This is a genomic window from Geobacillus thermocatenulatus (genome assembly GCF_002217655.1).
GTDB lineage: Bacteria > Bacillota > Bacilli > Bacillales > Anoxybacillaceae > Geobacillus > Geobacillus thermocatenulatus.
Genome location: NZ_NEWK01000001.1, coordinates 1,376,714 through 1,397,378 on the forward strand (window position 1 = coordinate 1,376,714; position 20,665 = coordinate 1,397,378).

At 56.7% G+C, this 20,665-nt stretch carries 23 protein-coding genes and 1 riboswitch; of the genes, 20 read left to right on the plus strand and 3 right to left on the minus strand.

Going from position 1 to position 20,665, the window contains the following annotated elements; all coding sequences use genetic code 11:
* Positions 1-44 precede the first annotated feature (44 nt).
* The 16 genes from B9L19_RS06980 to B9L19_RS07055 all read left to right on the plus strand — a co-directional run bounded on the left by B9L19_RS06980 (position 45) and on the right by B9L19_RS07055 (position 13,710).
* A complete protein-coding gene (locus tag B9L19_RS06980) occupies positions 45-659 on the plus strand; it encodes a PH domain-containing protein (RefSeq protein WP_047752870.1) in 615 nt (204 codons plus the stop codon).
* A 354-nt stretch (positions 660-1,013) separates the two neighbouring features.
* Positions 1,014-1,212, plus strand: a riboswitch (cobalamin riboswitch).
* 141 nt (positions 1,213-1,353) lie between these two features.
* Positions 1,354-2,310 carry an ABC transporter substrate-binding protein gene (locus tag B9L19_RS06985; RefSeq protein ID WP_025948526.1) on the plus strand — a complete coding sequence of 319 codons (957 nt, stop codon included), beginning with the start codon at positions 1,354-1,356 and terminating at the stop codon, positions 2,308-2,310.
* A complete protein-coding gene (locus B9L19_RS06990; protein ID WP_089113880.1) occupies positions 2,297-3,331 on the plus strand; it encodes a FecCD family ABC transporter permease in 1,035 nt (344 codons plus the stop codon). Before B9L19_RS06985 ends, B9L19_RS06990 begins: the two co-directional genes overlap by 14 nt.
* Entirely contained in the window at positions 3,328-4,800 is a 1,473-nt protein-coding gene (locus B9L19_RS06995) for an adenosylcobinamide amidohydrolase (protein WP_047752873.1), read from the plus strand. The genes B9L19_RS06990 and B9L19_RS06995 overlap by 4 nt, the downstream gene beginning before the upstream one ends.
* On the plus strand, positions 4,797-5,771 hold the full coding sequence (gene cbiB, locus B9L19_RS07000) for an adenosylcobinamide-phosphate synthase CbiB (RefSeq protein ID WP_025948523.1): 975 nt from the start codon (positions 4,797-4,799) through the stop codon (positions 5,769-5,771). Before B9L19_RS06995 ends, cbiB begins: the two co-directional genes overlap by 4 nt.
* Positions 5,728-6,798, plus strand: coding sequence for a threonine-phosphate decarboxylase CobD (gene cobD, locus B9L19_RS07005; RefSeq protein WP_047752874.1), 1,071 nt, complete (start codon positions 5,728-5,730; stop codon positions 6,796-6,798). Before cbiB ends, cobD begins: the two co-directional genes overlap by 44 nt.
* The gene (locus tag B9L19_RS07010) at positions 6,795-7,352 is read left to right on the plus strand and encodes a bifunctional adenosylcobinamide kinase/adenosylcobinamide-phosphate guanylyltransferase (RefSeq protein WP_025948521.1); all 558 of its coding nucleotides are present in this window, start codon (positions 6,795-6,797) and stop codon (positions 7,350-7,352) included. The genes cobD and B9L19_RS07010 overlap by 4 nt, the downstream gene beginning before the upstream one ends.
* On the plus strand, positions 7,349-8,137 hold the full coding sequence (locus tag B9L19_RS07015) for an adenosylcobinamide-GDP ribazoletransferase (protein ID WP_047752875.1): 789 nt from the start codon (positions 7,349-7,351) through the stop codon (positions 8,135-8,137). The genes B9L19_RS07010 and B9L19_RS07015 overlap by 4 nt, the downstream gene beginning before the upstream one ends.
* Positions 8,095-8,745, plus strand: a complete 651-nt coding sequence (locus B9L19_RS07020; protein ID WP_047752876.1) for a histidine phosphatase family protein — start codon at positions 8,095-8,097, stop codon at positions 8,743-8,745. Before B9L19_RS07015 ends, B9L19_RS07020 begins: the two co-directional genes overlap by 43 nt.
* Entirely contained in the window at positions 8,679-9,095 is a 417-nt protein-coding gene (locus B9L19_RS07025) for a bifunctional adenosylcobinamide kinase/adenosylcobinamide-phosphate guanylyltransferase (protein WP_025948518.1), read from the plus strand. The genes B9L19_RS07020 and B9L19_RS07025 overlap by 67 nt, the downstream gene beginning before the upstream one ends.
* 15 nt (positions 9,096-9,110) lie before the next feature.
* A complete protein-coding gene (locus B9L19_RS07030; protein ID WP_025948517.1) occupies positions 9,111-9,689 on the plus strand; it encodes a cob(I)yrinic acid a,c-diamide adenosyltransferase in 579 nt (192 codons plus the stop codon).
* A complete protein-coding gene (locus B9L19_RS07035) occupies positions 9,686-10,174 on the plus strand; it encodes an ECF transporter S component (protein ID WP_025948516.1) in 489 nt (162 codons plus the stop codon). Before B9L19_RS07030 ends, B9L19_RS07035 begins: the two co-directional genes overlap by 4 nt.
* A complete protein-coding gene (locus B9L19_RS07040) occupies positions 10,167-10,883 on the plus strand; it encodes an AIR synthase related protein (RefSeq protein WP_025948515.1) in 717 nt (238 codons plus the stop codon). The genes B9L19_RS07035 and B9L19_RS07040 overlap by 8 nt, the downstream gene beginning before the upstream one ends.
* Positions 10,884-10,994: 111 nt before the next feature.
* Entirely contained in the window at positions 10,995-11,540 is a 546-nt protein-coding gene (gene sigX, locus B9L19_RS07045; protein ID WP_025948514.1) for an RNA polymerase sigma factor SigX, read from the plus strand.
* Entirely contained in the window at positions 11,518-12,612 is a 1,095-nt protein-coding gene (locus tag B9L19_RS07050) for a GerMN domain-containing protein (protein ID WP_089113881.1), read from the plus strand. The genes sigX and B9L19_RS07050 overlap by 23 nt, the downstream gene beginning before the upstream one ends.
* 285 nt (positions 12,613-12,897) lie before the next feature.
* A complete protein-coding gene (locus B9L19_RS07055) occupies positions 12,898-13,710 on the plus strand; it encodes a histidinol-phosphatase (protein WP_047752877.1) in 813 nt (270 codons plus the stop codon).
* 261 nt (positions 13,711-13,971) lie between these two features.
* Here B9L19_RS07055 and serA read toward each other — a convergent pair whose 3' ends face one another.
* The 3 genes from serA to B9L19_RS07070 form a co-directional block, all read right to left on the minus strand.
* Positions 13,972-15,546: a phosphoglycerate dehydrogenase gene (serA, locus tag B9L19_RS07060; RefSeq protein WP_025948511.1), complete on the minus strand. Its 1,575-nt coding sequence runs from the start codon at positions 15,544-15,546 to the stop codon at positions 13,972-13,974.
* Positions 15,547-15,767: 221 nt separating this feature from the next.
* Positions 15,768-16,271 carry an inorganic diphosphatase gene (locus tag B9L19_RS07065; RefSeq protein ID WP_011231730.1) on the minus strand — a complete coding sequence of 168 codons (504 nt, stop codon included), beginning with the start codon at positions 16,269-16,271 and terminating at the stop codon, positions 15,768-15,770.
* Positions 16,272-16,435: 164 nt separating this feature from the next.
* Complete coding sequence (locus B9L19_RS07070; RefSeq protein WP_011231729.1) at positions 16,436-16,684, minus strand: ferredoxin; 249 nt, start codon at positions 16,682-16,684, stop codon at positions 16,436-16,438.
* 254 nt (positions 16,685-16,938) lie between these two features.
* On the opposite strand from B9L19_RS07070, the gene B9L19_RS07075 reads away from it, so the two are divergent.
* The 4 genes from B9L19_RS07075 to B9L19_RS07090 are packed head-to-tail and all read left to right on the plus strand — an operon-like array spanning position 16,939 to position 20,581.
* A complete protein-coding gene (locus tag B9L19_RS07075) occupies positions 16,939-17,985 on the plus strand; it encodes a YpbB family protein (protein WP_089113882.1) in 1,047 nt (348 codons plus the stop codon).
* Positions 17,973-19,496, plus strand: coding sequence for a RecQ family ATP-dependent DNA helicase (locus tag B9L19_RS07080; protein ID WP_025948509.1), 1,524 nt, complete (start codon positions 17,973-17,975; stop codon positions 19,494-19,496). The genes B9L19_RS07075 and B9L19_RS07080 overlap by 13 nt, the downstream gene beginning before the upstream one ends.
* Positions 19,480-20,049 (plus strand): CPBP family intramembrane glutamic endopeptidase, encoded by a 570-nt coding sequence (locus B9L19_RS07085; protein ID WP_089113883.1) that lies wholly within the window; start codon positions 19,480-19,482, stop codon positions 20,047-20,049. Before B9L19_RS07080 ends, B9L19_RS07085 begins: the two co-directional genes overlap by 17 nt.
* 4 nt (positions 20,050-20,053) lie before the next feature.
* Positions 20,054-20,581, plus strand: coding sequence for a LysM peptidoglycan-binding domain-containing protein (locus tag B9L19_RS07090; RefSeq protein ID WP_025948507.1), 528 nt, complete (start codon positions 20,054-20,056; stop codon positions 20,579-20,581).
* Positions 20,582-20,665 lie beyond the last annotated feature (84 nt).

Consider the following 20,665-nt stretch of genomic DNA (forward strand, 5'->3'; position numbering starts at 1 on the left):
GGTGGGCGCCGATAAAACGCGGAAGGAGCCGGAGGAACATGAGCATGTTTGGAAAAGTCGCCGCCGATGTGCTTGGGCTAAGCGACATCGGCTCGGTTATTCAGCCGAAAGACTACGACAAAGTGGATGCCGATGATTATGTGATGCACGAGGATGGGGAAAAAATCTATTTCCTTATTAAATCGAAATCCGATGAATATTGCTTCACAAACCGCGCGCTCATTCATCTGGACGGCACGAGCGCCGCGAGCAAAAAACGGACGCTGCGCCGCTACGATTACTACAAGCATCCGATTTCCGACGTATCGCTCGAAACGGCCGGGACGGTCGATTTGGATGCGGAAATTAAATTTAAAATTGGACCGCATTCCTACTCCATTGATGTGCATAAAAAGCATATTGAGGAATTGAAAGATTTGTATAAATCGCTGCTGGCGATCGCGGAGATTTGCCATGAAAACGAAACGAAGTTCAACTATGCGGAGCGGAGTTTGGAACTGGCGGCCAAGGTGTTTGCCAACATGCGAGGCGACGGCGCCAATGTGTCGGCGGATTTTCAGACCGTGAATGAATACGCTTTTCGCTGGCTGACGGAAGCGAAAAAGAACTATACGGTCAAAGATTTTGGTTTTGTGTTTGACAAATATATTCAACAGTGACGAATGGAGCCGGCAGTCAGAAAGGCGTCTTGCATAAAGGCGGGGCGCCTTTTCCTATGGCGGTTAGGCGGCCGCTTGGCTGGGAACGCTGGTTTGGAGAGCTGGCTGCCAGTTTTCTATAAACCTGAATCCGTGACAGAAGTGCATCAAAAATGCTGGGAAACCCAATCGTGTCGAGACTTCGACTCCATTTCGAATGTTCACCTATTAGGTGAAGAACCCCGAGTGCAATATTTTGTTGATTGATCCAGTTTTCTTGGCAGCTTTGAACGCGTCTTTATCACGGATTCAGGATAAAAATAGTTGTCAAACGGCAAACGCTGTTTTAATATAAAAATATCCATATCCCATAACTGAATCCATTCGCAGCAAGGTGCCGAAACGGCTTAATAGGGAATCCGGTGGGAATCCGGAGCTGTCCCCGCAACTGTCAATGCGGACGAAATGAAATCGCCACTGTACGGACAGATGGGTTGCGCTGTTTTCCGTACGGGAAGGCTTCAGAGTAGGATGAAGCATGAGCCAGTAGACCTGCCTTGCTTGCCGCAGTTTCCGAATCTTCGGGGGGTGAGACGCGGAAACAGTCGCATCGGGCATTGTTGTGCCCATTGGCGGTCTGTTTCGCGCTCATTCCCAGATTTAGGCGGAATGGGCGTTTTTTATTGTACATACATCACTGAAGGGGGAATGACGGATGAAACGTTGGACATGGCCGGCGGTGCTGGCGGTGTTCTTCCTTTTGGCCGCCGTGCTCGTCGGCTGCGGCGGGGCGAATGGCAGCACCGAGCCAGCGAAAAAAGAAGAACCGAAAACGGAACAAGCGGCGTTTCCAGTGACGGTGAAAGACGGGCTTGGCGAGGATGTCACAATCAAAGCGGAACCGAAAAAGATCGTCTCGCTCATCCCGAGCAATACGGAAATCGCCTATGCGTTGGGGTTGGGCGATCAGATCGTCGGCGTCAGCGATTTTGACAATTACCCGGAAGACGTCAAAACGAAAACGAAAATCGGCGGCATGGAATTCAATGTCGAGAAAATCATTTCGCTCAAACCGGATCTTGTCTTGGCCCACGCGTCAAGCGCCCATAACTCGCGCGATGGCCTCAAGCAATTGAAAGACGCCGGCATCACCGTGCTTGTCGTGAATGACGCGAAGTCGTTCGACGATGTGTATGCGTCCATCGAATTGATCGGCAAAGCGACCGGGACGACAGACAAAGCGAAGCAAGTGATTGATGAGATGAAAGAGAAGCTTGCGCAAATTCAAGAAAAAGCGAAACAAATCCCGGCGGACAAGCAAGCGAACGTCTGGATTGAAGTGTCGCCGCCGCCGCAGCTGTATACGGCCGGCAAAGGGACGTTTATGGATGAGATGCTTCAAGTGATTTCAGCGAAAAACGTCGCCGGCAGCTTGGAAGGCTGGCCGATGGTGACGGAAGAAAAAGCCGTAGCCTATAAGCCGGACGTGATCATCACGACATACGGCGGAGCGAAGCAAGTGTTGGCGCGCGTCGCTTGGAAAGACGTGCCGGCGGTGAAAAACAAGCGGGTGTATGACGTCAACACCGACTTAGTAAGCCGCCCGGGTCCGCGCCTTGTCGAAGGGGTCGAGGAACTTGCCAAAGCCATTTACCCGGATGTGTTCAAGTAAAACGTGGATGTATATATTGGCCGTCACGGCGGCCATGTTATCGTTGCTCGTAGGGATATCGACAGGATCGCTGTCGATTCCCTTTTCTTCTATTGTTCACATTCTTGCGTCCGAATGGTTTGGTATGCCGCTTTCGTCTGACATTCCGGCCGATTGGGTGCCGATCGTGATGGCGATCCGCTTGCCGCGCGTCGTGCTCGCTTTTTTGGTCGGGGCGTCATTGGCGCTGGCTGGCGCGGCGTTCCAAGGGTTGCTGAAAAATGCGCTCGCCGATCCGTACACGCTCGGCGTCTCGTCCGGTGCTGCGGTCGGAGCGGTGCTCGTCATCTTTCTCGGCTGGCAATGGCCGCTCTTTGGCACGTTCACGCTGCCGATCGTGAGCATTTTATGCGGCATGGCGACGCTTGCCGCCGTTTTGGCGTTCACTCGCATGGTTGAACGGCAAATGTCGGTCGAGACGATCATTTTAGCCGGCATTATCTTCGGCGCGTTTTTCAGCGCCTTCATTTCACTGATGATCGCGTTGACCGGGGAAGAATTGCGGCAAATCATCTCGTGGCTGATGGGGAGCGTCGCAATGCGCGGATGGAAATACAGCGGGCTGTTGCTGCCGTTTTTTCTCGCTGGTGCAGCGGTGCTTCTCGCCAACGGCCGCGAGTTGAACGCGTTTGCTTTTGGCGAGGCGGCGGCGCTTCATGTCGGCGTTGATGTTACGCGCCGAAAAGTCATCATTTTGACGGCGGCGGCGCTGCTCACCGGCGCGGCGGTGTCGGTGTCAGGGACGATCGGCTTTGTCGGGCTTGTCGTTCCGCATATGGTTCGGCTTGTGTGCGGGCCAAACTACCGGGTGCTCTTGCCGCTGTCGCTCTTGTACGGGGGGGCGTTTCTTGTACTTGCCGATGTGGCGGCGCGGATGATCATTGAACCGCGCGAACTGCCGATCGGCGTCATCACCGCACTGATCGGCGCCCCGCTATTTGCCGTCTTGTTTTTCCGAAAAATGAAGCGAAAGATGGGATGATGATGCTCGAGGTGCGGGCCGTATCGCATCGGTATGGACCAAAGCAAGTGCTTGATCGTGTGACGTTTTCCGTGGAAAAAGGGGAGCTATTTGGCATCGTCGGGCCGAACGGCAGCGGAAAAACGACGCTGCTGAAACTCATTTGCAAAGAGCTTCCGCTTGCCAGCGGTGAGATCAAGATTCATGGCCAGCCGCTTTTGACGCTGTCTGCGAAGCAATGGGCGCGGTTTGCCGCCGTCCTGCCGCAGACAGCGGAGGCGGCGGCCGGCTATACGGTGAGAGAAACGGTGGCGCTCGGCCGCTACGCCCATCAGCGCGGCTTGTTTCCGACGTGGACGAAAGAGGATGAAGCGGCGGTTCAAGAAGCGCTTCGTGCGGTCGGCTTGGCTGACAAAATCGATGAGCCGCTTGAGCGGCTAAGCGGCGGCGAGCGGCAGCGCGCCTATTTGGCGCGGGCGCTTGCCCAAAAGCCGCAGCTGCTCTTGCTGGATGAGCCGACGAACCATATGGATGTGAGCGGCCAAGTCCGGCTTTTGGACCGGCTCGCGGAAGCTGCCCGCTCCCGCGGCTTGACGGTCGTCGCCGTCTTTCACGATATGAACGTCGCTAGCTTATATTGCGACCGGGTGCTTGTGTTAAAAGAAGGAAAAACAGCGGCGCTTGGAACGCCGACAGATGTGATGACGCCGGCGCTGCTTGAGGAAGTGTTTGCCGCGCCGATTGTGCGTCTGGCCCATCCGGCGACGGCAAAGCCGATGTTTTCGTTCGTGCCGAAAGGGAAACAAGAAGAATCGTCGGCCGGCGAGCTGCGTTTGTTCTTTCTTGATGACGCCGCTGTTCTGGCTTCCCGCCAGCCGCTTCGCGTCCTGTCCTCGGCATTGATCGGCGCTGGGTTTCAATGGGCGACCCATTTTGTCAATCGCCAAGTCGGGTTGGATTACGATTGCGGCGATGCGGAAGGAGACATGCGCCGCTATTTGGAGCAGCACGGGTTTTCGCTGGAACGAACGATCGGCATGATGACGGCGGTTGATGTCCGTGATGCCGTTTGGCTTCAGAAAGAAGGGGAAGCGTTTTCGGTGGCGGTCATGGCGACCGCTGGCGTCGGCAATGCGGTTGATGCCGCTCGAGCGTGGCAGCATAAGCCGCTTGCGGCAAGGCCGGGAACGATCAATATGGTGATTGTCATTGACGGAGTGCTGACGGAAGCGGCGTTTGTCCAGGCGATGATGACGGCGACGGAAGCGAAGGTAAAAGCGCTCGCCGACTGTTCGGTTTGCGACCCGGAAACAGGGACGCTTGCCACCGGCACGTCGACCGATTCGCTCGCCGTGGCGGCGACGCAAACCGGGCCGACGTTTGCCTATGCCGGAACGGCGACGGAACTCGGGCGCACGATCGGTCGGCTCGTGTATGAAGCGACGATCGAGGCGCTTGACCGCTACAAGCGGCGGAGGGGGCGGCGATGACGCATTTGCTGGCAATGACGTTGGCTTTGCTGTTGGATGCGCTGCTTGGCGACCCGCGCTGGCTGCCGCACCCTGTGCGCGGGATGGGAACGCTGATTGCGTGGTTGGACCGCCGCTGGAATCAAGGAACAAAGCGGCGGGCGAAAGGGGCGGCGGCCGTGGCGGTCGTGTTGGCCGCCGTCTACGGGTTGTCGGCGTTGGTCGTTTATGTGGGCTACGCGCTGTCCGTGTACGTGGGGGTGGCGATCGAGGCGGCGCTCATTTTCACCACCATTGCGACCAAAAGCCTCGCTGAAGCGGCTGAGGATGTGCGCCGGCCGCTTGAAGCGGGCGATCTTCCCGAGGCGCGGCGGGCGCTGTCGATGATCGTGGGCCGCGACACCGAGCGGCTCGATGAGGCCGGCATCACCCGCTCCTGCGTCGAAACGGTGGCGGAAAATACGAGCGACGGCATCACGGCTCCGCTCTTTTACGCGGCTTTGGGCGGCGCGCCGCTTGCCATGCTGTACCGAGCAGTGAACACGTGCGATTCGATGCTCGGCTATAAAAATGAAACGTATCGCGAATTTGGCTGGGCGGCCGCCCGGCTGGACGATGCGCTCAACTACATTCCGGCGCGGCTGACGGCGCTCGTGATGGTGTTGGTCTGCGGCGGCCGCCGCCTTCGTTTGGCGCTGTCGATCTTGTTTCGCGATGCCCGCCGCCACCCAAGCCCGAACAGCGGCTGGCCCGAGGCGGCGATGGCCGGACTGCTCGGCGTGCAGCTCGGCGGAACAAATACATACGGCGGCATTGTCTCTGAGCGGCCGACGCTCGGCGATCCCGATGTTCCGCTGCGCTCGGTTCATATTCGCCAGGCGGTCGGCATCATGATCAGAACGGTGCTCGCCTTTACGTTATTGCTGCTATGGATCGGGGGGATGATTGTTGCGTTGGCCGGCGCATGGGGCGAATCCGCGCGCGTTGTATGAGCAATGCGGATTGGCCCCTCCGAACGAATACATTGATTTCAGCGTCAATACGAACCCATATCGCCTGCCGCCGTCGGCTTGGCCGAACAGCGAGGAATGGATTCGCTGGGCCGGTGAGTATCCGGATTCGGAAGCGAAGGAGCTTAAGGAGCTTCTTGCCAAGCAAGAGCGGCTTCGGCCGGAACGAGTGTTGGTGACGAACGGGGCGGCGGAAGCGATTTATTTGTTGGCCGCGCTATTTGCCGGCCGTCGTGTCGGTGTTTTCGAGCCGACGTTTTCCGAGTATCGGCGCGCTTGCCTTGCTTACGGATGCGAAGTCAAGTCTTTGCTGGCAGAGGAAAGCGTCGGTTTTTCGTACGACATCGACAAAGCGGCGGCATGGTTGTCGGAATGCGACGCCGTTTTTCTCTGTCACCCGAACAACCCAACCGGAACCGTAATGCCGGAGCGTGATCTCCGCTCGCTCGTCGAGGCGGCAGACCAAACGGGGACGTATATCGTGGTGGATGAGGCGTTCTATCCGTTTTGGCGCGGCGGATTTACAGCCATGCGCTGGCTTGATCGCTATCCGCGCCTCATTGTGCTTCGATCATTGACGAAAATCCATCATCTGGCCGGCGCGCGCCTTGGTTATGTCGCTGCCGACGAGGCGTTGATCTCCTCTTTGAAAACGCGCCAGCCGCCTTGGAGCACAAGCCGCATTGCTCAACAATTGGCGCTTCGCTTCGTCGCGATGGAATCGTTTGTCAAGTGGGTGAGAGAACGGATCGTCGCCGAACGGGAGCGCGTGTTTCGGTCGCTGCCGGCCGGCCGGTACGCCGTTTCGCCGTCGGTCGTCAATTTTTACTTGCTGCGTCCACTCTCCGGACGGACAGAGGATTTGTTTTTCTATTTATTGCAGCAAGGAATCGTCCCGCGGCATACAATGAATTTTCCTGGACTGGACGGACGTTACGTGCGGCTTGCGGTCAAAACGCAGGTAGAGAATGATCGGCTGCTTGAAGCGCTTGCGAGGTGGGGCGGATGATGGTGTTTGTCAGCGGCGCCGCGCGCAGCGGGAAAAGTGAAGTGGCGGAAGCATGCGCCATCCGGCTTTCTCGCGGCGGCCGACTTCACTATATCGCCGCCGCGCAGGCAACGGATGAAGAAATGGAAGCGCGCATCCGCCGCCACCAAGAGCGGCGCGCCGCGCAGGCTGCGCATTGGACAGTGTGGGAAGTTCCGTTCTCTTCGCAGAAGATTGCCGCTTCCCTGCGCCCGGATGATGTCGTCCTGCTGGATTGCTTGACGGCCTGGCTGGCTTACGAACTGTTTTCCGGGGAACATTGGAAAACAGAAGAGGACGCCCGGGCCGCCGCACGCCGCTTGCTTGACGGAGTGCGGGCATGGGCCGCCGCCTGCCGTGCGGTTGTCGTGGTGTCGAACGAGCTGTTTGCTGGGGGTGTTCCGGATGATCTTGGCACATTTCGCTACATGAAAACGCTTGGCTCGCTTCACCAGCAGCTGGTCGCGGAAGCGGCGGCTGCCGCGGTCGTTGAATGCGGCCTTCTCCGCGTGAAAAAAGGACGGTGGCCGAGATGAAGTCGGCATGGAACGGTTGGTTGCTCGCGCTGCAGCTGTTTACGATCATCCCAATCCGCCGCTCGATCGAATGGAACGCCGCCCATGTCCGTTGGCTCGTGCGCTGTATGCCGCTTGCGGGGGCGCTGATCGGGGCGCTTTCGGCTGGAGTGTATGCACTCTTTTCCTCGTTTTCATTCAGCTCGCCGCTTGTTTGGGCGCTTCTTTTTCTTTGGCTTGGCATTTGGATGGCCGGGGGGATGCACGCTGACGGCTTTATGGATGTGAGCGATGCGTTTTTTTCGTACCGCGACGTCAAGCGGCGGCAAGAGATCATGTCCGATTCGCGCGTCGGCGCGTTTGCGGTGTTGTCGCTTATTTGTTTGTTGTCATTTCGTTGGCTGTTTCTGTACGAATCGCTCCAGACAGGCGTTCCGCCGGCGCTGTTCGCCGCCGTTCCGCTGTTGTCGCGGGCCGGGGCTGCCTGGCTTCTTTCCGTCGGCAAGCTGGCAAAGCCGACAGGAATGGCGGCATCGCTTCGCGAATATAGTTCATGTCGTGATGCCATTTGGGCGCTTGGACTCGCTTTTGTATTGCTTTCGCTTCTTTGTGCATTCACCGCCATTTCGGTGCAAACAGGGGCGGCGCTGGCTGCCGCGGCTGTCGTGTTGGCGGCGGCGGCAAAGCCGTGGGCAGAAAAACAGTTTGGCGGCATCACCGGCGATGTGCTCGGTGCGTTTATCGAAGGGGGAGAGACCGTTCTATGGGGCGTCATTTGGCTCTTACACTCATCCGCCCTGGGATGACGGAACAAAACCGACGTCGGGCGTATATTGGCTGGACGGATGCACCGCTTGCAGCTGAGGAGCGTTGCAGGTTGCACCGCTTGCAGATGGAGCGGCCATGTGCGGTCGATTGCCTTGTGACAAGCGACCTTCACCGTTGTCGAGAAACGGCCGCCTTGCTGTTTGGCGGACGCGGGGCCGATTGGTGCACCAGCCGCTGGCGCGAGCTTCACTTTGGCGCTTGGGAAGGAAAAACGTTTGCTGAGCTGGAAGCGGAGCCCGCCTACCGGCAATGGCTTGCGTCGCCCTTTTCCGCGGCGCCGCCCGGCGGGGAGCGTTATGCCGATTTTCAAGCGCGCATCAAACAGGCGCTTGCGGAGACGATTGCGTTCGCTGAGCGGGCGGGCGCCCGTCATGTGGCTGTCATCACCCATGGCGGCCCGATTCGCCTCCTGCTCGAGCAGTATGCGCCCGATGCCCGTTCGTTTTGGGAATGGGAGGTGCCATTTGCCGGCGGATATATGTTGGAATCGACGATCGAGCGTTGGAAAGGGGGAGAGCGGTGCATTTCGTTATCGGCGGTGCGTTTCAAGGAAAACGAAAATGGGTGCGGGAACGGTATGGAATAAATGATGGAGTTCATATTGTATGGCATAACGGTTATGTGGAGCCGTATAGGCCGCCGGATGGCATCGAAACGGCAAAAACGGTCGTCTTTGACGGGTTGGAAGCCGCCATCCGCCCCCGTCCGGACCCAGACGAGTGGGAATCCTATTTCCGCGCTTGGCAGCGGTGGGAAGCGGCGGTGTCTGGCCGCACAGTCGTCTGGGTCGGCACCGATGTGACGCAAGGCGTTGTTCCGGTTGATCCACAAGAGCGGCGCTGGCGCGACGCCGTGGGAATGTGCTACCAGCGACTAGCTTCCTTGTGCTGCCGCGTCGACCGCATTTGGTGCGGCCTTTCGGAACGATTGAAATAAAGGGGGAGAGGAAAAGTGAATTTGTATACGCGAACAGGAGACCAAGGGAAAACGAGTTTAGTCGGCGGGCGCGTGGACAAAGATCATTTGCGCGTCGAGGCGTACGGAACGATTGACGAGGCGAATTCGTTCATCGGATGGGCGCTTGCGTTATTGGCCGGCGATGAACGGTTTCGCGACCTTTGCGCTGAGCTGCAAAAAATCCAGCACGAGCTGTTTGACTGCGGCGGCGACCTGGCCATCGTCAACGGCAAGCTTCCGTATAAGGTGACCGAGGCGATGGTCACATTTTTAGAAGAGCGCATTGATGCGCACGTGCAAGAAGCGCCGCCATTGCAAAAATTCATTTTGCCGGGCGGCTCCAAAGCGGCTGCGGCGCTCCATATGGCGCGTACGGTGGCAAGACGGGCGGAGCGGTGCATCGTTTCCTTGCAAAAAGCGGAGCCGATCAACGATGTTGTGCTCAAATATATGAACCGCCTGTCCGATTATTTGTTCGCTGCTGCCCGGGTCGTGAACGCGCGTTTAGGGGTGAAGGACATCGAGTATGAACGGAGCGCGATTGTGTTCCGCGACAAGGAGGAGAAACAATGAACCGCCGCTTGGCTTGGACGGCCGTTTGTTTGGCGCTTTCGGCGATCGGATCGTTCATCAAGCTGCCGACGTTTGTCGGCAGCATCGCTTTGGACAGCGCACCGGCGCTTGTCGCCGCCGGGGTTCTTGGCCCGTGCGCCGGAGCGGCGGTCGCTGGGCTTGGGCATTTGGTTTCGGCGTTGATCGCCGGTTTTCCGCTCGGCCCAGTTCATTGGTTTGTCGCTCTTGAAATGGCGGGGCTTGGCGCCCTGTTCGCCGTGCTGCATCGGCGGGGATGGAAAATCGGCAGCGCCGTCGTCTTTTTCATCGGCAATGCGTTTTTGGCGCCGCTGCCGCTTGCCGTTTCGTTCGGCTGGCCGTTTGTTTTTGCCGTCATTCCGCCGCTTTCGGCAGCCGCGGCGGTCAACGTGTTGATCGCAGCAGCCATCATGCCGGTTGTCGTCCGGTTGGCGGCAAAAATGGGGGGAGAGGCGCCGCATGCGTGATGTGCTTTTCCTTCCGTTTGCCGACGGCATGGAGCTCGCCGTTGCGGCCGACGGTTCGGCGGCGGTCGGGGACAAGCCGGGCGATGCGGTGTCCGTCTCGGTGGATATTGTTGCGTATTTTTCCGCCCGCGTTGCCTTGATGGAATTGTTAAGCGTCGGAGCGGAAGCGAAAGCCGTCGTGCTGCAAAACTTCATCGCCGATGACCGGTGGGAAGCCCTTTGCCGCGGCGTCAGGAGAACGTGCCGCGAGTTGGGGATCGATCTCCCGATCACCGGCAGCACGGAATCGAATTTTCCCACCGTGCAGTCGGCGCTTGGTGTGACGGCCATCGGGACGGTGGCCAACGAACGGAAACGAATCGGCATCACGCCCGAAGAGGCGAAGTTTGCTGTCATCGGCCGCCCGCTCGTCGGCCTGGCCGTGCTTTCGCATCCGGAATGGGTTGCGCCGCTTCCGCTGTTTGTTGAGCTTCTCGCCTCTCCGTCTGTTTATGAGCTCATTCCGATCGGTTCCAAAGGCATTTACTACGAATGGATGCAGCTGTTGGCCGCCAACGGCCGCCAAGGGCGGGCCTGCGCATGCCCGCTTCCGCTCTTTTCCTCCGGCGGCCCGGCGACATCGGTGCTTGTCAGTTATGATCCGGATGGCGAACGTGAAATCAAAAAGCAAGCCGGCTCTCTCTTTTTTCCACTGCACGTCGAGTGGTAAAAGCCGGTTGCTTTTGGCAAAAAATTATTTCCTTTTTCGCTCGGACCCGTTATCATGAAGATAATGGGATTTTTTGTCGTGGTCCATGGGGGAGATAGGGGGAGAGAAGCGATGGACCCCGTCTTTGAACAGTTGTATGAAAAGTACCATCATGATTTGTTTAATTTTTTATTCTACATGGTGCGGAATCGAGAGCAGGCCGAAGATTTGGTTCAGGAAGTGTACGTCAGAGTGCTGCGCTCATACAAACGGTTTAAAGGGCAGTGCAGCGAAAAAACGTGGCTGCTGTCCATTGCGCGCCATGTGGCCATTGATTTTTTTCGCAAGCAAAAACGCCGGCGCCAATGGGCTCGTTCGGCGGAATGGAGCGAGGAACAAATCGGCGCCGACGAGCCGGTTCCGGAGGAAATGGCGATTCAAAACGAGGAGATTCAGCTTATGTACCGCTGTTTGGCGCGCTGCACGGTTGATCAACGGCTTGTGCTCGTGCTTCGATTCATCCAGTCGTTGTCGATTGCGGAAACGGCGGAATCGCTCGGCTGGACGGAAAGCAAAGTGAAAACGACGCAGCACCGCGCACTGAAGGCGCTCAAGCAATATATGGAGGAAGAGGCAAAACAGGAGGGGTGGCGGTGTGAAAAAGCTCAATTGGAATGAGCGATGCATTGAACATGGCCTTGAACAGTTGCCTGTCATCAAAGACCGGCGCACGAAAGAAGAAGTGTATGTCCGGCTGGTGCGCGCTCAGCGGAGGGCGCGCTGGAAGCGGCGTTGGCTCAAAGTGGTGGCGTCGGCGGCCGTGCTTGCATCGGCGGTTTATGTCGGTCCGCATTTTATTGTTCCAACGCGTTCGGACAAAAACGAGGCTTCCTCATCCCCTGTTCAGACGCTAGAGGCGGATGGCGCTTCCTCTCACCCAAAAGCGATGATGGCCGCCAGCGAACCGGTGAATGCAGTGGTGATTGCCTTGCCCGATGAGCGGATCGGCCAAGTGGTGCCAGTCGTTGTTCCTCTTCCTGGCCGTTTTGCGCCGAACGAACGGCTGTCTGCGGCGCTCGGTGAGCTTGCTCGTTCCCCGTTGCGCGAGGCGTCTGCGTGGCTCGACGGTGTGAAGATGGCCCCGGCGGCAGGCGATGGGCGTGTATGGGTTGTTCGTGTTCTAGCGAGCCATCGCGTGTTTGCCGCCGGCCATGAGGAACAGCGCCTCTTTTTCGACGCGGTCATGGAAACAGTGCGGCAGATGGGCGGGCAAAGCATCCGCTTTTTCACTGGGGAGGAAGAAGGGCTCGATTTGCCGGTGTTGGGTCGTCTAAAAACGGCAAAAATCAACCAGCAGAAGCGAATGTATTATCAAAACCGCTCCTCCTCCTTCGGCTATCCGGTGCTCATCCCGGCGCCAGGAAGCGCCCGCTCGTTTTCTGAGGCGCTCAAGCAGATGAAAAAATCGACGATCCATGGGCTTGAGCCGGCCATTCCACCAGGGGTGGAAGTTGATTCGGTCGATGTCGATGCGCGCCATGCGACGGTCCGGCTTCATTTGTCCGCTCGGCCAAGCGCGGAAGAAGCGGCGAGCATGGCGGAGGCCGTGCTGCTGACGGCGAAAGAGTTTGGGCTGCTTGACGTCACATTCGAGTCGAGCGGGTTATCGACTCTTGGCCCGTATCCGCTTGGGAAGCCGATCCACGTGCCGGCCGGACCGAACGCCGCGTTGCTGGCAACCGGCCCGTAGCCGCCAGCGTGAGCTCTTAGCGGTTTTTTTTGTTAATGTCGACGCGAGGTCGTTCTATCGGCGTTCGTTTTGACATAAGACATATATGGTGCGACATAGGCAAGGAGGGATGGAAATGGGCGATGTGATGAGACGCCTCTTGGCGGTGGCTGGTGTGGCGGTATGCGTCGGACTGTTGTTTCTTGTCGGCGCCAACGGATGATTGGATGAATATTCGCAAAACGGTTGTCCTTTCTTGCGGTAATGCGTTATAATGAGAAAAACAGCAGGAGAGGAGAAACGCCGATGTTGACCGATTACCATAACCATTTGGAACGAGGGACGTTGACGCTGGATTATTTGCGCCAGTTCACCGATGAAGCGGCGAAAAAAGGCATCCAGCATTTCGGCATTTCCGAGCACGCGTACCATTTTTACCAAACGAAAAACATTTTATCCAATCCGTGGGTCGACGCGCGCCGCTGCTACGATATGGACGATTATGTCCGGCTGTTCCACGAAGCGTGGGATGTGGGCCTCGATGTGAAAATGTCGATCGAAATGGATTATACGCCGGGCAAACACGAGGAAATGGCCGCCTTTATCCGCTCATACGAGTTTGACTATGTCATCGGTTCGATCCATTGGGTCGACGATTTCGGCATCGACTTAGCCGAATATCGCCACGAGTGGGAACGGCGCGATTTGTACGATACATACCGCAAATATTTCGATCAAGTCGTGACGCTCGCCGAGTCGAATTTGTTTGACATTATCGGCCACCTCGATTTGGTGAAAATTTTTCAATACGTCCCGGAAGATGAGGAATTTTTGCTTGAACAATACGACCGGGCGACAACAGCGCTCGCCAATTCGAAAACGTGCGTCGAAATCAGCACCGCCGGGTTGCGCAAGCCGGTCGGCGAACTGTATCCGGCCCCGCGCCTGCTTCAAATGTGCTATGAAAAAGGCATTCCGATTGTGTTGTCGTCCGATGCGCACGTGCCTGAGCATGTCGGCGCCGACTTTGACAAGGCGGTGGAACTCGCCCGCAGTGTCGGCTACACCGAGCTGATGACGTTCTCGAAAGGCGAGCGGAAGGCGGTGCCGCTCGGCTGAACGGAACTGACAAAACACCAGGGTGTCCCAAAAGGATCGGGACACCCTTTCTTAGTATGTAGGCGTAAAACAATCATGAAGAAACGATGCATGGTGTTTGGTTTAAGGAAAAACAACCGTTTGGGTCATGATCATCGCCTTTTCGCAAGAGGGAACGATACGATGCGAATGGCTGCTGTGGGGCTTGCTCGAACGAAAAACGCAGGCTCCTTTCTGGGAAGGCCTGCGTTTTTTGTATGATCTGCCCGCAGAAGCGGGTGGTTACGCTTCGAGCCGCTTCACCGTTTCGATGTCATCAATTTGCGCCAACGCCTGCAATACCTCATCATCGACCGGTTTGTCAAGCGATAAGATCATCATCGCCTTGCCCCCCGCTTCTTGGCGGCCGACTTGCATGGTGGCGATGTTGACATCGTGCGCCCCAAGCACGTTCCCGACTTTGCCGATCATCCCCGGCCGGTCTTGGTGCTGGATATACAGGAGATGGCCTTCCGGGGCAAAGTCGATGGCGACGCCGTCAAAATGGACGATGCGGTCGCCGTAGTTCGGCACGTGCGTTCCTTTGATCGTGAACGTTTTGTTTTCGCCATGGACGGTGAGCGAAATGCAGTTCGCATAGCCGTGCGTTTCATCGGAAAATTTTTCACCGTATGTGATGCCGCGCTCTTTGGCGACCATAGCGGCGTTCACCTCGTTGACGGTTGAGGCGACGCGCGGCCGCAGGAAGCCGGCGAGCAGGCTGCGGGTGATGTACGTCGTCTCCAGATCAGCGACCGTGCCGGCGTAGGTGACCGACAGCTCTTGCACCGGGATGTTCATAAACTGCGATGCAATCAAGCCGAGCTTCCGGCCTAAATGATAGAATGCTTGAATTTTTTCATAGACGTCTTTCGACAACGCCGGCAAGTTGATCGATGAGGTGACGGGCCGCCCTTCAAAAAAGTGGAGCAGCTCTTCCGCGACTTGGGTGGCGACGTTCAGCTGCGCTTCGACGGTCGACGCCCCTAAATGCGGCGTGACGATCACATTGTCAAACGCGAAAAGCGGATGATCCCCTGGCGGTTCTTGTTCAAAGACGTCGAGGGCGACGCCGGCGACATGCCCGCTTTCCAAGAACGGGATGAGCGCCTGTTCGTCGATGATGCCGCCGCGGGCGCAGTTGATCAAATAGACGCCCTTTTTCGTTTTCGCCAAGTTTTCCGTGCCAAGCAACCCGCGCGTTTCTTTCGTGAGCGGCGTATGAACGGTGATGATGTCAGCCGCGGCTAGCACTTCGTCAAGCGAGTGAATCGAGACGCCGAGTTTTTCGGCGCGTTCTTTCGTTAAAAATGGGTCGTACACGTGCACGCTCATGCCAAAGGCGCGCGCCCGTTTGGCGACTTCCGAACCGATGCGGCCGAAGCCGATGATGCCCAATTTTTTGCCAAACAGCTCGTTGCCGACAAACGCCGAGCGGTTCCACTCCCTCGATTTGACGGAAATGTGCGCCTGCGGGATGCGTCGGACGAGGGCGGCCATCATGGCAAAGGTATGCTCAGCGGCCGAAATCGTATTGCCGTTTGGCGCGTTAATGACGACGATGCCGCGTTTCGTCGCTGCATCGACATCAATGTTGTCGACGCCCACCCCGGCGCGGCCGATAATTTTTAAGTTCGGCATTTTTTCCAATAGTTCTTCCGTCACTTTGGTGGCGCTGCGCACGAGCAAAGCGTCAAAGGTGTGCAATTCCTCTTCCGCTTCGGTTGTTTTCTTTTGCACGATGTCGATCTGCGCCGATGCGCAGAGCGGCGCCAAACCTTCTTCACTGATGGCGTCGGAAACGAGTACGCGAAACACAGTGGGTGCCCCTTTCTGTTTCAAGGATGTTAAATTTCTGATAATTTAACATGCGAAAGCGGTTTCTGTCAATGGGGGGAAAAGAAGTCATACCAATGAAAACGTTTTTTTGAGCAGGAATGTTCGGGGTTTGAAAAAGAAAAGCGCCCATATCGAACGACATGGGCAAAATTGTTCGGAAATAGAAAAACGGCGTCTGGTGAAATGAGATGTTGGACGGATTACTTGTTTTTCTGTTCGTTGTAGCGGGCGATGCATTCGTCGATCAATTTGGCGGCTGCTTCCGGCCCCTCCCATGTGCCGATTTCCGTCCGTTTCCCTTGCAAGTCTTTGTAGCGTTCAAAGAAGTGGGCGATTTCTTTCAGTTTGTGCTGCGGGAGGTCTTCAATCGATCTCACTTCGTCAAAACGCGGATCTTCGACCGGAACGCCGATCAATTTCGCATCTTCTTCACCGCTGTCGACCATGTTCAAATAGCCAATGACGCGTGTGTCGATGACGCAGCCCGGGAACGTCGGATTTGTCGTGATGACCAAGATGTCGAGCGGGTCACCATCGAGCGCCAACGTGTTTTGCAAGTAGCCGTATTCAGCCGGATAAAACATCGGTGAATATAAGACGCGGTCGAGCTTGAAAATGCCCCGTTCTTTGTCGAATTCGTATTTGTTTTGGCTTCCGGTTGGAATTTCGATAAACGCTTCGACAATTTTATTTTCGAATGCCATAACCCGTTCCTCCTTTGTTGGTTATGTATACATGAAAACTTGTCCACCCAGCAGGCGCAGCGGACAAGCCAATCTTATTGTAGCACGTTCGTTCAAGATGCGCCACTTGTGATTTCACGCTTGCATCAAAAAACCCTCTTGCCGACCAGGCAAGAGGGGGAATGTCAGTCGAATTTATTCGGATCGCCGTCAAACGGCTCGTCAGCAACTTTGATCGATTCAGTCGGACAGCCTTCGAAGGCGTCCATCATATCGTCAATCAAAATCTCCGGCACTTCGACGATGCCTTGGTTGTCATCAAGAGTGACGTAGGCAATGCCGTCCTCGTCGTAGTCGTAAATGTCGGGAGCGGCGGCGCCGCAAGCTCCGCAGGCGATGCAAGTCTCTTTATCAACAATCGTATACTTTGGCATAAAAATCGAACCTCCCCAAGTTTATTGGAAACGGACGGGCCATCTCCGTGTTGCCTGCTCGGAAATGAACTTTTCACTTTTAATAATAAGACCGTACGGCCGGCTTTTCAACAAAAAAATCGCTCTCTTGTATTTTTACACATATGCATCTTATTTAGTTTTGTTATCATATGGCGGAACTGTCAACCGATCGATTTTTTCTGCCGACCGGTTGGGCGATTTTTGCTACAATAGAGGCGAGGGAGGAACGCAGAATGCGGCATGGCTATGCCTCATTTTTGCTCGCCCATTGCTTGCGCCGCTTCAACGGCGAACGGATGCTGGCGGCGGTGTATCATGTATTTTCGGGAAAAAAATCGGCGCAGACGCTCCAAGACAGCAAATGGTTTCAGCTTGAGCCGCTGTTTGGCACATGGAAGAATGTGACGATGGCAGCGCTCGAGGAGGCGGCAATGGCGCTTGTCGAACAGCGGCTCGCTTTATCCGCGAAACAACGGACATACACGTTGACCGCGGCAGGGGAAGAATGGCTTGACAAACATGCGGCGCTGTTCCCCCGCCATCTGAACGGCTGGCGTTATCATGAGGCGGAGCCGCTGTTTTGGCAGCGTCTTTCCTTGATCGGGCAGACATTGTCAAACCTCGTCCATGGGCGGCGTTTTGCCCCGATTTGCCGCGACGAGCGGACGCTTCAATGGGTGAAGCAATATTTGCTTGCAAAAGGATCGCGCCAGATGTTGGCCAAGACGTTGCACCAAGAGCTCGTCCGGCTGCTTGAGGCGGTTTCCGAAGAGGCGGCGACGATCTTTACGCTGCGTTTGACGAGCGCGGTTCGCATCGGCTGGACGATGGAGCAAATCGCGGCTCATTTGCAAAAGGAGGCGCTCTATGTGCAGTTTCAATTCCGCAACGTGCTCCATTACATGATGGCGGAAGCTGAGGTCGGACGCGCTCCGATGATGGCTGAATTGATGAGTGGACTGGCGCCGGCGGTGCTGACACAATCGGCGCAAAAAACGTACGAATGGTTGCGGAAAGGAAAAACGATGGAAGCTATTGCTGAGATCCGCCGCTTGAAGCGAAGCACGATTGAGGATCATATTGTCGAAATCGCTGCCAATGTGCCCGGTTTTTCAATCGCTCCGTTTGTCGATGATGAAAAGGCGGCGGCCATTCGAGCGGCGGCGCAGGCGCTTAGGACGCGGAAATTGAAAGAGATTCGCGAGGCGCTTGATGGCAAGGTCAGCTATTTTGAAATTCGGCTTGTGTTGGCAAAGGAAGTGGGACGTTGGACGAGTTGACGAAAACGCTGTATAGGCGGTTCGGACATGCTTCATTCCGTCCGGGGCAGCGGGAAGTGGTGGAAGATGTGCTTGCTGGGCGCGACGTGCTGGCGATGCTGCCGACCGGAAGCGGCAAGTCGCTTTGCTATCAGCTGCCAGCGTATTTGCTTCAAGGCAGTGTGCTGATCGTTTCGCCGCTTGTGTCGCTCATGGAGGACCAAGTCGAGCAGTTGCGCCGGCGCGGGGAAAAGCGGGTGATTGCTTTTCACAGCCTGCTTGATGCTGAAGAAAAATGGCAGGCGCTCGCTTCGCTTGCGGAGTTTCGCTTTATTTACGCGTCGCCGGAGATGCTGCAGTCGGCAAAATTTTTAACGGCGCTTCGGCGCGTATGCATTTCGCTTTTTGTTGTCGATGAAGCGCACTGCATTTCTCAATGGGGATATGACTTTCGCCCGGACTTTTTAAAGCTTGGGGAGATCCGGCGCGCGCTCGGGGCCCCGCCGTGTTTGGCGTTGACGGCGACGGCGCCGCCCGAAGTGCAGGAGGATATTATTCGCACGCTCGGGATGGATGGCGCCCGCCGCCATATTCATTCCGTCGATCGTCCGAACATCGCCTTGTGCGTGGAGCATTGTTCATCAACGGAGGACAAAGCGGCGCGCTTGGTCGATTATGCCAAGCGTCTCGAAGGCCCGGGAATCATTTATTTTTCGAGCCGTCAATGGGCGGAAGAGACGGCGCGCCGGCTCGACCAGTGCGGCGCAGGAAGGGTCGCCTATTACCATGCCGGCATGGATGGGGAGCAGCGGCTGCTCGTGCAACAGCAGTTTTTATACGGTCAGCTGGACATCGTTTGTTGTACAAGCGCATTCGGCATGGGCGTGAACAAAGAAAACGTCCGGTTTGTGCTTCATTTTCATATGCCGACCCAGCTTGAGGCGTACGTGCAGGAAATCGGGCGCGCGGGACGTGACGGAGCGCCAAGCCTTGCTGTGTTATTTTATGCGGACGGCGACCGGGCCATGGTCCAGGCGGTGGCCGAGGCCGAGTTGTTAAGTCCGCGCGAGCTGCACAACTGGTGTCAGCGGCTGCCGCAAGGAGCCGGATGGGAAGCAGCGATGGCGGCGCTCGAGGCTCCTGGATTCACCGACATACAAAAGCGGCTGTTGGCGTATTTTTTAGAACGGGAACAACGGGAGATGCCCGGCTGGCTGACCGCGGAGGCGAAAGGGCGGCTGTACGGCAGGATGGCAGCCGCCATTGAGGCGCGGCGGCGCTGGAAGCGGAAAAAACTGCAGGAAATGGATGAATGGGTGAATTTGTCCTCGTGCCGGCGTCAGGCGCTTGTCCGCGCGTTTGGCGAGGAGCTGACGGGTCGGCGGGATGTCTGCTGCGATCGTTGCGGGCTATCGCTTGACGGCTATGGAAGAGCCGTCCACCGTCCGGAGGCGGCGCCGGTTCGCCATTGGCGCGAGGAGTTGTGGGACATGCTTTTTGGCGAGGGACGGACGAATGAAGCGGCAAAGTGAACAAATCCGGCAGATGACGGAGCGCGAGGTGCTTTTTCACCTTTATGTCACGCAAGGGCTGCTTCTTCTGGCCGCCGGCGGCTGTTCCCTCTTTTTGTTCGATGGGGACGAGTGGCGCCGGCTTTGGCGGTTTGATCTCGCCGATGTGCTGCTGTACGGAGCGGGAGGCGCGTCGCTCGTGCTGGCGGTTGATTTTTTCACCATGCGCTATTTGCCGGATGATTGGCATGACGACGGCGGGGTGAACGAAAAAATATTCCGCGGCCTCTCGATTCCTCATCTCTTTTTTTTATGTGCGCTCATCGCTGTGACGGAAGAATGGCTGTTTCGCGGCGTTGTGCAGACGCATTGGGGGCTTGGACCGGCAAGCATCATTTTTGCTGTGCTGCATGTACGCTATTTGGAAAAATGGTTTTTGTTTCTCATGGTGATGCTTGTCAGTTTGTTTCTCGGCATGTTGTATGAGCAAACCGGAAGCTTATGGGTGACCATCACCGCGCACTTTTTGATCGATTTCGTGCTCGCGTTGCATATTCGGTCCGGAAAGGAGTGAAGCCATGGGAAGGACAGAGGAGCGCCGGACGCGGCCGAGCCTGAGGTCGGACGAGAGCGCGCCGTTCTCACGCATCAAACGACGGAAGGAAAAAGAAGAACAAAAGCGAAAATACGTCCCGTCCCGCCTGCTCGTGTTCTTGTTTTTGGTGTTGCCGGCAGCCGTGCTGGCCATCCACCATGTCCAATCGAAGTCGGGCTCTGTGACGGTTGTCCGTCATGAAGAAAGAGGGGGTGAGACCGTCCACATTATTCGAGGCGACGAAGGGAAGGAGTCAAAACAAACGGCCAAGCAGAAGCAAAAGAGCACCGCCGGTCGAGAAAACGCCGGCGGTCAGGAAAAGGTCAGCGATGAACAAGGAAAAATCATCACCCATGTCGTTGCCGCGGATGAAACGCTCTACAGCATTGCCATGAAATATTACGGTACGCCGGACGCCATCAATCTCATAAAAAAGGAAAACGGCTTATCGACCGGCCGCCTTCAGCCGGGGCAAACGCTGCGCATTCCGCTCCCCGCTCAAGCGGAATAATCGGCTGCGCCTGCTGACCGAAAAAATGGCCTCGTGCGTTCCCTTTGTTCTAATCTGTCTGTCGCCCGCATATGATGGACAATA